The organism is Alkalibacterium sp. 20 (assembly GCF_001885615.1).
In the GTDB taxonomy this organism is placed as follows: Bacteria; Bacillota; Bacilli; order Lactobacillales; family Carnobacteriaceae_A; genus Alkalibacterium.
In genome coordinates, this window is sequence record NZ_LSRN01000049.1 from 1 (window position 1) to 15831 (window position 15831).

A 15831-nucleotide genomic window follows, 5' to 3' on the forward strand; every position below is an offset into this window, starting at 1 on the left:
CTCTTAAACATGGGGTACTAAAATGTTTTGACAAATATGTTAACTTTTTGTTGTATATTATCTATAATTTTCAATTTAAGGTCTATAATATACAATCTTTTTATCTTTCTGTGCTATACTTTGCTTGTATGGGAATATCTTAAATGATTAAACATACATTCATTTATTATATATAGAGAGGAATAAATAGTTAATGACATATACCTACGGTAACCGCACCATATATCGTCGAGTTATTTTTGGGAGTGCACTTATGCTATCGTTGTTTGCGCCATTAAATGTCAAGGCAATAGAACAGACAAGTGATGATACATATGAGATGCTGGACAGCGAAAACTTAGAGTTGGACCAAGAAGATCCTAATGAGGTAGCGACTTACGAATCAATAGATTTGGATCAAACGGTGTTGAAGTTTTTAGATTCAACGAAAGAATTACATAACACAAATAAATACGAAGAAGCCGGGTTCAACTATCTCATGATGTTGGATTATCCTAGCCTAGAACTTGAACTAATAGAACAAGTGGAGGCTAATTTAGCAGCATCAGAAAATGAGCTAGACTTCACCGACTGGGTAATAAGTGATGAGCTGATAGAAAAGTATTCACACGTTACTTTACATGAACTGTTGGACGAGAGCGATACTTCGGATGAAACTGAAGTAAGTGAACCTGAACAGAGCGATGAGCTAGAACAAGCTTCTGATCCGGAAGGCACTGATGAAAGTTTAGAGTTGGAAACTGAAGACGCTTCATTGGTCGAAAATGAAACAACGCTAGAAGATGATATCAGTGATGTGAAAGTAGAAGATGACGCTGTAGAAACAGAAGAAAGTATCATCGAGCAAGAAAAACAGACTGAAGAAGCGTCTGTTGATTCACAAGTAGAATCTGAACAAACTGAAGAAGTGAAACTGATGACATTTGCCTCCTCTGTAGACAATACAGAAGCTGAAAAAGAAGCTCTTTACCAAGCGTCTGTTGATGGTGCTAATGCTTCAGAAGCCTGGAGATTAGCTCTGGAAGGTTATAATTTATATCCAGACGATGACCGTTTCAAAGAAGCAATCGAATTAGCAGCAGTGCGTAACTACACATGGGCAGAAACACTGGAAAGCCGAGGCAATTACGACAGTGCGTTGTTCTATTACAACCGTATCTTGCGTGCACCGTGGTTATCCAGCGAGACAGAAGCTTATGTATCAAACGCCAAAGCACGCACTCTGAGCAAAGCAACAGAATCAGATAGAGAAGCTCTTTATCAAGCGTCTGTTAATGGTGCCAACGCTTCAGAAGCTTGGAGCAAAGCACTGGAAGGGTATAATTTATATCCAGACGATGATCGTTTTAAAGAAGCAATCGAATTAGCGGCAGTGCGTAACTACACGTGGGCAGAAACATTGGAAGGTCGCGGCAGCTATGATAGTGCGTTATTCTATTACAACCGCATCCTGCGTGCACCATGGTTATCCAGCGAAACAGAAGCTTATGTTTTGAATGCTAAAACACGTGCTCAGCATGGTGAATCAGAAGCCGACCGTGAAGCGATTTATCAGGCAAGTGTCAATGGCGCAAACGGATCAGAAGCTTGGAGTTTAGCACTAGATGGCTACGCTGCTTACCCCGACGATGCTCGTTTCAAAGAAGCAATCGAATTAGCGGCGGTACGTAACTACATATGGGCAGAAACATTGGAAGGTCGCGGCAGCTATGACAGTGCGTTATTCTACTACAACCGCATCCTGCGTGCACCGTGGTTATCCAGTGAAACAGAAGCTTATGTTTTAAATGCTAAAACACGTGCTCAGCATGGTGAATCAGAAGCCGACCGTGAAGCGATGTATCAGGCAAGTGTCAATGGCGCAAACGGATCAGAAGCTTGGAGTTTAGCACTAGATGGCTACGCTGCTTACCCCGACGATGCTCGTTTCAAAGAAGCAATCGAATTAGCGGCGGTACGTAACTACACATGGGCAGAAACATTGGAAGGTCGCGGCAGCTATGACAGTGCGTTATTCTATTACAACCGCATCCTGCGTGCACCGTGGTTATCCAGTGAAACAGAAGCTTATGTCTTAAATGCTAAAACACGTGCTCAGCATGGTGAATCAGAAGCCGACCGTGAAGCGATGTATCAGGCAAGTGTCAATGGCGCAAACGGATCAGAAGCTTGGAGTTTAGCACTAGATGGCTACGCTGCTTACCCCGACGATGCTCGTTTCAAAGAAGCAATCGAATTAGCGGCAGAACGTAACTGTTCATGGGCGGAAACACTGGAAAGTCGTGGCAGTTACGACAGTGCGCTATTCTACTACAACCGTGTCCTGAGCGCGCCATGGCTCTCTTCTAAAACCGAAGCATATGTAAATGAGGCCGTTGACCGCGTAAACCGGATCGTTGAAATTGGTTTATTGTATTACCGTGCTGAAAATGCAGCGGATACTACCAGTAAGTTGAACATAGTGATGGAAGGTTTAGCTGAGTACAGCGAAGATCAAGCCTTTAAAGATATGGTCGCTGAAACTGCAGAGGATTTACTGAACGAAGCAGTAACAGATCATACAAATAAAGAGTATGCTAAAGCAACTGAAAAATACAGCATGATCATGAATGGTCCAGATGACTTTTATAATGGAAAAGATATGGCTAATGAGTATTATATTCTTTCAAAAAACAATTTGAATATCAATCAGGCGAATTATAATTTCAGTTATTATAAAACATCATTAGACGAAGCACTTGACGCACAAATGAAACGTGCCCCTCAAACAGATGTGAATCGTCAGTGGATCAATGCTTCTTCTGATCAAGTTAAATACTACTTGAACCCTGAAAATTTTGTCAATGGCTTAGACTATGAACTCGTAGCGAGTCAATCATTGGGACGCGTCAATACGAGCGCATTAAATGTCCGTTCTGGTAGTAGTACTAGCCATACGACGATAGATATGATCTATAACGGGCAACAAGTCAACATACACGGAACAGAAAACGGCTGGTTTAATATCAGTTACAGCAAAAATAACCAGATAGTGAATGGCTGGGTTTCTTCAATGTTTATCACTGTTGAGAGCAATGTGAGCGAAACGAAAAACATGACAGACGCCTATCATCCGATTGCTCAAATCGATGTAGCTACGCTTAATGTAAGAACCGGTCCGACGACTTTACATCAGATCATTGCGACAGTGAGTCGTGACAGTAAATATAGAATTTTAAAAGAAAGCAATGGCTGGTATCAAGTCCAGTTAAGCAACACCCAGCTTGGCTGGTTGCATGGTGATTTTGTGACTGTTTCCAATTCGCTGAACAGAAATCTGATGCAGTTTCTTAAATTATCCGGAACATCCGGAATAAAGGCTGCTGAATTAAACGAAGAACTTAAAAACAGTGGTGTATTGACCAATACCGGACAAATTTTTATAGAAGCAAGCAAACGCTATAACATCAACGAAAATTACTTGATGGCGCATGCTAAACTTGAAACCGGCCACGGGACATCTAAACTGGCGACAGGTGTGCTGGTGTCTGAAGTGGATGGCAAAGCCGTGACTCCAAAAGTAGTTTATAATATGTACGGCATCGCAGCGTTTGATAATTCGGCCTTGAAATTGGGTTCTGAGTATGCCTATAAACAAGGATGGGATACTATCGACAAATCGATATTAGGTGGAGCCGAATGGATTTCAAGGCAATACGTCAATCATTCAACGCATCAACGAGATACTCTATACAAAATGAGATGGAATCCGGGTAGTCCTGGTAACCATCAATATGCGACAGATATCGGATGGGCAATCAAACAAACATCGAGTTTGAATTCAGTGGTAGAATTATCACAAAAATATAATATTCCTTTACATTTTGATATTGCAGTCTACAGACAATAAGAAAACAAATTAATTCGAAATATTAAGTGTGTGTTTGATAGATTGAAATTTCACACACAACAAAAAGCTCAGCCATGAAAGATGGGCTGAGCTTTTTGTTGAATTATTCGTCATAACTTGAAATTCAGATGAAAGAATAGAGACAAATTATAAATGTAATATTTATTGTATGTGACGGTATGGTATTATATAAATGAATAGGTGTAAATTTGATGAATTGAGGATTTTTAGACCTCAATGACAATACTAGCACGTTTCATGAATTAAATATAAAATAAGCAGTTTTATGAAACTGTCTCAAGGAGATAATCAATGAAAAAAACCCCGAAGACTTTTCTTAGCATTTTTATGAGGAAAAGCGTAAAGTTTCTTTCACGAAAAGGGTTGCTGAACGGCTTGTCAGACGAAACATATCTGAAACTCTTTTTCTGGGCAAAAATGGGAGAGAAACTGGATCTTGAAGCTCCCAAAACCTATAATGAGAAGATACAGTGGCTTAAACTCTATGATAGAAAAGAAGCGTACACGCAACAGGTCGACAAATATGAAGTAAGAGCATACATCAGTGAAAAAATCGGTAGCGATTATCTGGTTCCGATTCATGGCGTTTATGACTCTGTGGAAGAAATCGACTGGTCTAATCTTCCAGAAAAATTTGTATTGAAAGCGACTCATGGATCCAGAAGTAACGTTATCTGCGACAACAAAGAAAAGCTGGATGTCGAAAAAGCCAAGAAAAATTTAAATAAATGGATGAAACGGAACTGGTACTGGTATGGAAGAGCGTACCCGTATAAAAATATCAAACCGCGCATCATCTGTGAAGAATTTTTACAAGATAACATAACAGATTATAAATTCATGTGTTTTAACGGCGAACCTAAACAGATCCAAGTTCACCGTGACAGACATAATGATTTAGCTTCTAAAACATTGGATTTTTATGATATGAACTGGAATTTAACCGATATCAGCAGACCAAATGAAAAATCGGGACCGAAAACAGAAAAACCGAAACGGTTTGATGAGATGGTGGCCATTGCTAAAACATTATCGGCCGGGGATATTCATGTCAGAGTGGATTTATATGAAGTGGGCGGCAAGATTTTCTTTGGAGAGAAAACCTTCTATTCATCCTCCGGCTTCGCGCCATTCACGGAGAAAAAAGATGATTACTTGTTGGGTTCCTGGATATCACTGCCAATAAAAAAATAAGACAGAAAGTTGGAGAGCTATGAATGAACAGTCAAGGAGCAAACGTAACCAGAATAACAAGAAGAAAAAATCAGTTGGGAAAATCGTTCTCAGTATTTTCCTCTTATTTTTATTGGTGCTTACCGTTGCTGGTGGCTATGTTGCCTGGCAAGTATACAGTGACCTGAGAGCAACAACAGATGAAATGTATGAAGAAGTGGAAGAACAGGAAGAACATACGGCTCGTACAGATAAACCGGTGGTCGTCGATGATGGAGAAGATCCTTTTTCAATCTTATTGATGGGAGTGGATACAGGTGAGTTTGACAGACAGTATCAGGGACGTTCAGATACGATGATGGTCATCACTGTGAATCCAAATACCGATAAGACGAGCATCGTCAGTATCCCGCGTGATACGTATACAGAAATCATCGGCAGGGGACACCTGGATAAAATCAACCATGCCTACGCGTTTGGTGGCACCAGCATGGCCGTGAACACGGTACAAAATTTATTTGACATTCCTGTAGATTATTTTGTTTCTGTGAACATGGAAGGCATGCAGCAGGTCGTGGATGCTGTCGGTGGTATCACCGTCACACCACCACTCACTTTCAAGATTGGTGAGTATCAGTTTGTTGAAGGTGAACCGACGCATATGGACGGAAATAAAGCGCTCGAGTATTCCAGAATGCGTTATGAAGATCCGGAAGGCGATTATGGACGCCAGCATAGACAACGTCAAGTAATCGAAAGTACGATGCAAAAAGTTGCTTCTCTGGATTCTATAAGAAATTATGGATCGATCCTCGAAACAATGAGCAGTACGATGCGCACGAATATGAAGTTTGATGAAATGTTGGATATGTTCAGTAACTACCGTGGTGCGGTCAACACAGTAGATCAATTACAGCTTTCAGGACAGGGAGAAATGATTGGCGGAGTTTATTACGAAATCATTCCGGATGAAGAAATAAATCGTGTTCAAGATTATTTGAAATCCGAATTGGAACTATAACAATAAAGGAGCACTTGTGACAAAGTGCTCCTTTTGTTAGCGTTGTGATAAGAAAACTAAAATGGTAAAATAGGAAAGTTGAACGAATAAGAGAGGAATGAAATGAATGAACATAACAGTCGTAGGATTAGGATACGTCGGTTTATCCAATGCTATTTTATTAGCACAGAACCATACAGTTAAAGCCATCGATGTGATTAAAGAAAAAGTTGACATGGTAAACAACAAAAAGTCACCAATTGTAGATAAAGAGATTTCCGAATATTTGGCTGACAAAGAATTAGATCTATTGGCAACAACAGATAAAAAAGAAGCTTACGGACATGATCCTGAGTTTGTTATCATAGCAGCGCCGACAAACTACGATGAAAAAACTAATTACTTTGACACATCACTGGTGGAATCAGTCATGGAAGATGTACTGGAATTTGCACCGAATGCAACAATGATAATTAAATCTACTGTCCCAGTGGGATATACAGAAAGCATGCGGGAAAAATATAATACAGACAAGATCTTGTTTTCACCTGAATTTCTACGTGAAGGCAATGCGTTGTATGATAACCTATACCCAAGTCGCGTGATCATTGGGGGCACATCAGAGGCAGCTCAAACATTTGCGGACTTACTTGTTGAAGGAGCTATAAAAGAAGATATTTCTGTTTTACTTATGGATTCTACCGAAGCTGAAGCTGTTAAATTATTTGCGAACACATACTTGGCTCTTCGAGTGGCTTACTTTAATGAATTGGACACGTATGCAGAGGTAAACGGACTAGATACGAAATCGATCGTTGATGGTGTGTCGTTGGATCCACGTATCGGTGATCATTACAATAACCCATCATTTGGTTATGGGGGCTATTGTCTGCCAAAAGACACCAAACAATTGTTGGCGAACTACGATAAAGTGCCAAACAACCTGATTCGCGCTATCGTGGATGCAAACCGTACCCGAAAAGACTTTATTTCAGACCAAGTCATCGCTAAAAACCCCAAAAAAGTCGGCATTTACCGTCTGGTCATGAAATCCGGATCCGATAACTTCCGTCAAAGTGCAATCCAAGGCATCATGAAACGTATCAAAGCTAAGGGTATCGAAGTCATCGTGTATGAACCGGTCCTTAAAGAAGATACGTTTTACAATTCAAAAGTGAATAATGACATCGAATCATTCAAAAATGAAGTGGACGTTATTATCGCCAACAGAATAACAGATGATATAAAAGATGTTGAAGATAAAGTGTATACCAGAGATTTATACAACAACAATTAATTAACTCAAGAAGAAGTCCTTCAGTTATTGAAGGATTTCTCTATATTAAGCAATCATTGTAACAAAACATCAAAGAGTAATTCAGAAGAAAGAGTGGATAAAATGAAAATTTTAGTTACAGGAGCCGCTGGTTTTGTTGGTTTCCATTTATCAAAAGCTTTACTTGATCAAGACATACAGATTGTCGGTCTCGACAACATCAATGATTATTATGATCCACAATTAAAAAAGGACCGTCTAGCTATCCTCGAAAAATTTCCCAATTTTTCTTTCTACAAAATCGATTTGAAAGACAAAAAAGATGTCGATGATTTATTTGTCAAAGAAAAACCTGATTATGTCATTCATCTAGCTGCTCAAGCTGGGGTGCGTTATTCGATTGAAAACCCATCAGCGTATGTGGACAGTAATTTGATCGGTTTTATGAACATATTAGAAGCGTGTCGTCATAATCCGGTCGAACATTTACTTTATGCCTCGTCAAGTTCTGTCTATGGTGGAAATAAAGTGGCACCATTTTCCACAAATCACCAAGTGGACCACCCGGTATCTCTGTATGCAGCAACGAAGAAATCAAACGAATTGATGGCTCACACTTATAGTCATTTATATGATATTCCAACAACAGGGTTGCGTTTCTTTACAGTATATGGTCCGTTTGGTCGACCAGACATGGCGTACTTCTCATTCACCAACCGAATTATGGCGGGTGAGTCCATCGATGTTTATAATCATGGTGAGATGGAACGAGATTTCACGTATATCGATGATATTGTTTCTGGTATCGAAAAACTGATCGCTAAAGCACCAGTAGCGAATCCTGACTGGGACGAAAGTAAAGATGACTTGAGTGAAAGTTTCGCTCCTTATAAGATTTATAACATCGGGAACAACAGCCCTATCAAGTTGATGCGTTTTATAAAAGCGTTAGAATCTGCCTTAGGTATGGAAGCCAAGAAGAATTACAAAGGCATGCAGCCGGGTGATGTTAAGCGTACTTATGCTGACGTTTCGGATCTGGAACGTGACATTAACTTTAAACCGTCTACGACCATTGAAGAAGGATTAGAAAAATTTGTTGAGTGGTATAAAAAATACTACACAAAATAATCACAGAAAAATCAAACGATTCAAAGTTTCTTTAGGAGGCTTTGAATCGTTTTTTTTGTATAAGGTTTGTTTAGTGGTAATAAACTGTGCAAGCATTAAAAATGTGTCTGGTTTATGTCTATTTATAAATGGACATAAATCAAAATTATAAAATTCCTTTAGAATAAATGTTAAGTTTATGGTATATTTAATGCCGTTGTGAAAAGTATAGTTAAATAGTGTGATAAAAAAATTAAAGTGAAATCAACATCAGGAGGAACCCATGGAAGAAGAAATCAGCTTAGTCGAACTTTTCGATATCGTAAAAAAAAGAATGGCATGGATTATAAATGCTACACTGGTAGGCGTATTACTGGCAGCAGGTTACACATTTTTTATAGCCGTGCCAGAATACAGTTCAACAACGCAATTATTGGTGAACCGTACGCAGCAGTCAGAAGTTATTCAGCAGTCAGATATCAATACCAATGTTCAATTGATCAATACATATAAAGATATCTTGATAGGTCCAATTATTTTAGATGAAGTGAGAGAAGAGTTAGACCTTGACTTATCTCACAAAGCTTTGTCTAGTCAAATATCTATTTCAAGTGAAGCCAATTCTCAAGTGTTTTCTATTAGCGTAAACGATACAAACCCTTATGACGCTGCTACAATCGCCAATACAACCGCAACTGTTTTTCAAAATAATCTAGATGAGATAATGAATGTGGATAACGTGACCGTCATTTCTCAAGCTGTACCAAATGTGGCGCCTATTTCTCCAAATAACACACTCAATTTAGCAATTGGCCTCATTTTAGGTGGCATGATTGGAGTCGGCATGGCGTTCTTGCTTGAATTTTTAGACAATACCGTTAAAGATGAGAAGTTCATCGTCGAAGAACTCGGCTGGACAAGCTTAGGACGTATTTCCGAGATGTCAGCGGATGAACTTAAATCAGATGGTAGACAAGTCTTACCACAGCGTTCATCAGAAACTAGATCAGCTCGATCACGAGTTTAGAAGGGAAGCCAATTATGATATTCAAAAAAAGAAAAGAAGTGAATGGTTCTGAACGTCCAGGACTTGTTGTAGTCAATAAACCATCTTCAGTTATATCAGAACAATTTCGTACGATTCGTACAAACATTCAATTCTCAATGATAGATGAAGCGATACGTACCATGGTCGTTACGTCTGCTGGCCCTGGAGCTGGAAAATCGACCGTAGCAGCTAACTTAGCCTCAACCTTTGCTTCAGAAGATAAACGTGTGTTACTTGTGGATGCAGACCTAAGAAAGCCAACGGTACATAAAACATTTAAAGTGCGTAACAGTGATGGATTGACATTACTGTTAACAGATAAACAAGCACATGTTGAAGACGTTGTCTACCGTACACATACGGAGGGACTGTATATCTTAACAAGTGGAGCCATTCCACCTAATCCTGCAGAATTATTGTCTTCAAAACGCATGGAAGAACTAAAACGAGAAATGCTGGACTATTTTGATATGATCATTTTTGACACCCCACCTGTTTTAGCTGTTACAGATGCGCAAGTATTGGCTAGTAAAACTGATGGCGTTCTAATTGTTATACCAAAAGGTCAAGCGAGCAAAGAAGAAATGCATAAAGCAAAAGATTTACTTGATAAAGTAAAAGCGAATATACTCGGAGCTGTGTTAAACCGTGTAGAAAAATCAGACGATAATTACTATTACTATTATGGCGATAAGTAAGACGCATTAACGAGGAGGGTGACAGATGTTTGATTTACATTGCCATATATTACCGGGGATCGATGACGGGGCAAAAACACTGGAAGAATCTATCGACATGGCTGAAGCAGCTGTTTCAGAAGGCATCACACATATTTTAGCGACACCGCATCACATGAACCGCAACTGGATGAACGATAAGCAGAAAGTCATGCCGCTAGTCAAACAGCTTCAAGCCGAACTTGACCAGCGACAGATCGAGCTGACGATTTTTCCGGGACAGGAAGTCAGGTTGTACGGAGAAGTCCTCAAAGACATGGAAGACAACAAGATACTCTTCGTAGACGAAACAAAGCAGTACGTTTTGATCGAGTTTCCAACTGAATCGATTCCGACTTATACCGAACGTCTCTTTTATGATTTGCAGAGTCACGGGAAGACACCGATCATCGTTCACCCGGAACGGAATCATGAAATAATAGAACACCCGAATCGACTTAAAAACCTTGTTGATAAAGGGGCCTTAGCCCAACTCACTGCCGCAAGTTATACGGGGGGGTTCGGCAAAAAGATTGAAAAGTTGAGTAAGCAGCTCATTGAAGCGAATCTCGTTCACTTTATTGCATCTGATGCACATAACACAACGAATCGGTCGTTTCATATGAAAGAAGCGTATGCCTTACTCGCAGAAGACTATGGTAGAAGCAAGCGACATGAATTCCATCAAACGACTAAAGAGTTACTCAATGGGGATACAGTGATTGCTCCGGATACCCATACGATAAAACAATCATTTATAACTAAATGGTTTAAATAATACTTGGAGGGAATAGCAATGAACAGGAAATTGAAACGACTGACATTAGGAACGTTTGACTTAACGATACTGTATTTATCAGGCCTGTTTTCCTATCTGTTCCTGAACCCGTTCGTCCCGCTCCCCACACGAGCCATCGCTTTATCCTTGGGTATCATTACCCTCGTATACATAGCACTGTCCTTTTATTTCAGACTGTTTGATAAAATAAACCGGTACACAAGCATCAAAGAGACTCTCGTTCATGCGCTGGTCGTATCTGTTGCCTTTCTGTTGAGTGAGATCTTCAACATGGTGTTTACGCCACTGAGCTTGCGGTTCTTATTCTTATGGTACATATTAGCCGTCATCATTATACCCGGGAGCCGAGTGGTCTGGCGCATCTTGATGGAACACAGTCTGAAACGCGAACGGTTAAGTAATACCGACGAAAGAGCGGTACTTCGCACGTTGATTGTAGGAGCAGGTCAAGGCGGCGGATTATTCATCCGTAACCTGAAAAACAATCCTGAAATAAATTTTGTAGGTATTGTGGATGATGATATCAATAATAAGAAGAACACCACCGTCTTTGGGGTTCCTGTGTTAGGAAAGACAGAAGAGATTGAAAAACTGGTCGAAGTGTACGACGTGGATCAAGTCACGATTGCAATACCGTCTCTTTCTTCTAAAAACCTAGAGAGAATTGTATCTTACTGTAAAAAGTCGAAAATCAAAGTGAACCAGATGCCTTCAGTCGAAGATATGGTACAAGGGACATATGAAGTGAATGAATTCAAAGAAATCGATGTCACCGATTTACTGGGACGCGATGAAGTAAAACTCGACATGGAAAAGATCGCCACGCAACTTTCCGGTCAAACTATTCTTGTCTCCGGTGCTGGTGGATCGATCGGGTCAGAAATCTGTCGTCAGATTATTCGGTTCTCACCTAAACGTATTCTACTCTTAGGACATGGAGAAAATTCAATATATCTGATTGACCGAGAACTGAAACCTATTGCGGATAAAAATAAAGTCGATTTAATTCCTGTCATTGCGGATATTCAAGACCGTGACCGTATCTTTAAAGTCATGGAACAGTACAAGCCCGACCGTGTCTATCATGCGGCGGCGCATAAACACGTCCCCTTGATGGAATGCAATCCGACGGAAGCCGTGAAGAACAACGTCTACGGCACGAAAAATATGGCGGAAGGGGCCAAAGCGGCCAGTGTCCAGAGTTTCGTTATGGTTTCAACCGATAAAGCCGTCAACCCACCGAACGTTATGGGTGCAACCAAACGAATCGCAGAAATGATCGTGACGGGGCTCAATGAAGCAGGACAAACCAATTTTGTAGCTGTCCGTTTCGGTAATGTCTTAGGCAGCCGTGGCAGTGTCATTCCCGTCTTTAAAGACCAAATCAAAAAAGGCGGTCCCATTACAGTTACAGATTTCCGCATGACGCGCTACTTCATGACCATCCCAGAAGCCAGCCGACTCGTTTTGCAGGCAGGATCCTTAGCCAAAGGCGGCGAAATCTTTGTCTTGGATATGGGAGAACCGGTTCGTATCGTTGATTTAGCCAAACAGATGATTCAACTCACTGGCTCAAAAAATAAAGACATTAAAATTGTTGAATCGGGTATCCGCCCAGGAGAAAAACTCTATGAAGAACTCCTTGCAGGCGGGGAACATACCAATAAACAAGTCTTTGAAAAAATTTTTGTCGGAAAAGTCAACAACAAACCCATTTCAGAAGTCATGCAGTTTGTGCAACATGTGAACTACCTTTCCCATGAAGAACTGAAAAAAGAACTCGTAGCATTCGCAAACCAAAGCAAAAAAGAAAAGAAACCAGAAGAAATTAACGTTTCTGAAGCAAGCCCTGTCCACAGCTAACCCAAAGGCTTCCCCACCAAAACGGAGAGGCCTTTCAACTTGAAAAGCAAATGATGGATAAAAGAGGATAATGATCAAGGAATAATAAAATAGACGCTGGTTGTTGAAGTTGAGTATGGATTGAGTATACACTTTTTCCAAAATGATACTTACTCTGCACGACAAAAAAGGGTGTTTAACGAAACGACTCAATTAGGTTCATAACTCAGAGACTACATTTAATTATTAACTGACTGAAAACAGTTGAGATGCTAAGTTGTATAAGTTTGGTAATGAAAAGTCTGTTGGAATAACATCTCAATCCAACACAAATCTAGTCACTTTTACCTTATACTCAAGAAAATAAATGGATTACTTTTATATAAATGGGAGGAACAAACATGGTTTATTTGAAAATCAAACGATTAATGGATATCATACTGTCAGCAGTCGGACTTATTCTGTTGTCTCTTGTCTTTTTAGTAATTATTATAGCAATCAAACTGGATTCCCCCGGACCTGTTCTCTTTAAACAGAAGCGAGTTGGACTCCGAAAAAGTCATTTTAATATATTGAAATTCCGTACAATGAGGATTGATACACCCAAAGACACGCCCACTCATCTTCTTGGCAACGCAGATCAATGGATTACTAAAGTTGGTAAGTTCTTAAGAAAAACAAGCTTAGATGAGCTACCTCAAATTATCAATATTTTTAAAGGTGAAATGAGCATTATCGGTCCCAGACCAGCACTCTGGAATCAGTATGACTTGATAGAAGAAAGAGACATGTATGGTGCAAATCATGTACCGGCTGGTCTCACAGGTTGGGCGCAAATTAATGGCAGAGATGAACTAGAAATCGATGTGAAAGCCAAACTTGACGGAGAGTACGCTGAAAAAATTGGCTTAGTCATGGATACGAAGTGTTTCCTTGGGACCTTTTTGAGCATCGTAAAAAGTGATGGTGTTGTGGAAGGTGGGACTGGCAAGACCAGACAGAAAGCATATCCCTCTAATTATAAAGTTGAAGAGAGTGTGTAACCATTATGAAAAAAATACTAATCACTGGTAAAAACAGTTACATAGGTACCTCTCTAGAAAAATGGCTTGTGAAAGAACCGGACAACTATCAAGTTGATACAGTAGATATGAAAGATGGTTCTTGGAAAGAAAAAGATTTTTCTCAGTATGATGTTGTGTTTCATGTGGCGGGGATTGCTCATGTTTCCTCTGATCCAAAGATGGAGAATCTTTACTACAAAGTAAATAGAGACCTAACGATTGAAACTGCTGAGAAGTCCAAGGCAGAAGGTGTGAAGCAGTTTATCTTTATGAGCAGCATTATTGTTTATGGTGATAGCAGCAGTAACAAGAGAGTTATTGATAGGAATACAGTTCCAACACCGAGTAACTTCTATGGAAATAGCAAGCTACAGGCGGAGGAAGGCATCAAAAATTTAGAGTCTGATGAATTTAAAATTGTAGTATTGAGACCTCCAATGATTTATGGAAAAAGATCAAAAGGGAACTATCCCAGACTTGCCAATATGGCTAAGAAAATACCGGTTTTTCCTGACATCGATAACGAACGAAGTATGCTTCATATAGATAATCTGTGTGAGTTCATTAAGGTCATGATTGATCATGAAGAATCGGGGCTATTCTTTCCACAGAATGAAGAATATGTGAAGACGAGCGAGCTGGTAAAGACGATTGCTGAAGTTCATGAGAAAAAGATATTTTTGACTAAAGTATTTAATCCGCTCTTAAATTTAATGTTTGGAATTGGGATTGTAAATAAAGTATTCGGCAATTTGGTTTATGAGAAGTCTATGAGTGACTATGATCAGGCGAATTACCGAATTAGAGATTTTAGAGAATCTATTGAGTTGACGGAATTGGAGAGTGGGCAGTGATGGAGAGTAAAAAAGAAGAATTAGTATCAGTAATTATGCCTGCTTATAATTGTGGGGATTTAATAGGAGTAACTCTTGATTCAGTTATTAAACAAACATATCAAAACTGGGAAATCATTGTTGTTGATGACTGTTCAACTGATAATACCGCTGAAGTAGTTCAAGAGTACATGAAGAAAGACAACCGTATCAAATATCATAAGTTAGAGAAAAACTCGGGAGCAGCAGTGGCTAGAAATAAGGCTGTTGATCTCGCTGCAGGAAAATGCATGGCTTTTCTTGATAGTGATGATGTTTGGTTTCAAGAGAAGCTAACAAAGCAAATCGGTTTCATGGAAGATAATGATTATGGGTTTACATGTACTAGCTACACAAAGATTGGTGAAAAAGGTGAGCACTTAAATCGAACTATAGTTGCTTCACCTAAGCGAGACTATGATGGTGTTTTAAAGACATGTCCAGGAAACTCAACAGTAATCTATGATGCTGAAAAATTAGGAAAGTTCAAAATTCCTGATATAAAAAAGAGAAATGACTATGTCCTGTGGCTACAGGTGATTAAGAAAGAGAAGTATCTCTATGGTATTGAAGAACCACTTGGAAGTCACCGTATTAGAACTGAAGGTATATCAAGTAATAAAAAAAGTCTTATAGGATATCACTGGAAAGTTTATAGAGAAATCGAGAATTTGTCGCTGATCAAGTCAAGTTATTTGATTGCTTATTGGGTTGTGGCAACGGCGTTTAAATTGAGATAAAGAGGTGAAATAATGAAGAAAATATTAGTTGCTACGAAAGCTAGAGGATTTCTAATTACCTTGTTTCAGTATAAGTTTGACGAGATATATTTTACATATAATGAGAGCAAAGTATATGAAACAAATTCGAAACTAAAGCTACAACTAAGCAAAATAGTGAAGTCGAAGTTATCGGATTATTTAGGATTGATTCAAAGAATAAAAGTAAAGAATGATGATTACAACATAATGTTTAGTTATAATCGTTTTTTGAAAACCAATAAAGATTATATTATATATAT

At 39.3% G+C, this 15831-nt stretch carries 13 protein-coding genes; all 13 read left to right on the forward strand.

The features are described 5' to 3' along the window. Window positions 1–253: 253 nt before the first annotated feature. Window positions 254–3889, forward strand: a complete 3636-nt coding sequence (locus AX762_RS08780; RefSeq protein ID WP_071848772.1) for an SH3 domain-containing protein — start codon at window positions 254–256, stop codon at window positions 3887–3889. A 312-nt stretch (window positions 3890–4201) separates the two neighbouring features. After that, a complete protein-coding gene (locus AX762_RS08785) occupies window positions 4202–5104 on the forward strand; it encodes an ATP-grasp fold amidoligase family protein (RefSeq protein WP_083432901.1) in 903 nt (300 codons plus the stop codon). Window positions 5105–5123: 19 nt separating this feature from the next. Continuing rightward, window positions 5124–6104, forward strand: coding sequence for an LCP family protein (locus AX762_RS08790; protein ID WP_071848773.1), 981 nt, complete (start codon window positions 5124–5126; stop codon window positions 6102–6104). 106 nt (window positions 6105–6210) lie between these two features. Continuing rightward, a complete protein-coding gene (locus AX762_RS08795) occupies window positions 6211–7380 on the forward strand; it encodes a nucleotide sugar dehydrogenase (protein ID WP_071848774.1) in 1170 nt (389 codons plus the stop codon). Window positions 7381–7482: 102 nt separating this feature from the next. Next, the gene (locus AX762_RS08800; RefSeq protein WP_071848775.1) at window positions 7483–8490 is read left to right on the forward strand and encodes an NAD-dependent epimerase; all 1008 of its coding nucleotides are present in this window, start codon (window positions 7483–7485) and stop codon (window positions 8488–8490) included. Window positions 8491–8752: 262 nt separating this feature from the next. Next, window positions 8753–9496 carry a YveK family protein gene (locus AX762_RS08805; RefSeq protein ID WP_071848776.1) on the forward strand — a complete coding sequence of 248 codons (744 nt, stop codon included), beginning with the start codon at window positions 8753–8755 and terminating at the stop codon, window positions 9494–9496. A 14-nt stretch (window positions 9497–9510) separates the two neighbouring features. Next, window positions 9511–10215 carry a CpsD/CapB family tyrosine-protein kinase gene (locus AX762_RS08810; RefSeq protein WP_071848777.1) on the forward strand — a complete coding sequence of 235 codons (705 nt, stop codon included), beginning with the start codon at window positions 9511–9513 and terminating at the stop codon, window positions 10213–10215. Window positions 10216–10240: 25 nt separating this feature from the next. Then, window positions 10241–11011: a tyrosine-protein phosphatase gene (locus AX762_RS08815; RefSeq protein WP_071848778.1), complete on the forward strand. Its 771-nt coding sequence runs from the start codon at window positions 10241–10243 to the stop codon at window positions 11009–11011. A gap of 18 nt (window positions 11012–11029) precedes the next feature. Continuing rightward, complete coding sequence (locus AX762_RS08820) at window positions 11030–12895, forward strand: nucleoside-diphosphate sugar epimerase/dehydratase (protein ID WP_071848779.1); 1866 nt, start codon at window positions 11030–11032, stop codon at window positions 12893–12895. A 380-nt stretch (window positions 12896–13275) separates the two neighbouring features. After that, entirely contained in the window at window positions 13276–13917 is a 642-nt protein-coding gene (locus AX762_RS08825; RefSeq protein ID WP_071848780.1) for a sugar transferase, read from the forward strand. A gap of 5 nt (window positions 13918–13922) precedes the next feature. After that, entirely contained in the window at window positions 13923–14792 is an 870-nt protein-coding gene (locus AX762_RS08830; protein WP_071848781.1) for an NAD-dependent epimerase/dehydratase family protein, read from the forward strand. Next, window positions 14792–15550 carry a glycosyltransferase family 2 protein gene (locus tag AX762_RS08835; RefSeq protein WP_071848782.1) on the forward strand — a complete coding sequence of 253 codons (759 nt, stop codon included), beginning with the start codon at window positions 14792–14794 and terminating at the stop codon, window positions 15548–15550. Before AX762_RS08830 ends, AX762_RS08835 begins: the two co-directional genes overlap by 1 nt. A gap of 12 nt (window positions 15551–15562) precedes the next feature. Beyond that, window positions 15563–15831, forward strand: a 269-nt coding sequence (locus AX762_RS12985) for a hypothetical protein (RefSeq protein WP_371261671.1), incomplete at its 3' end; no start/stop codon positions are given.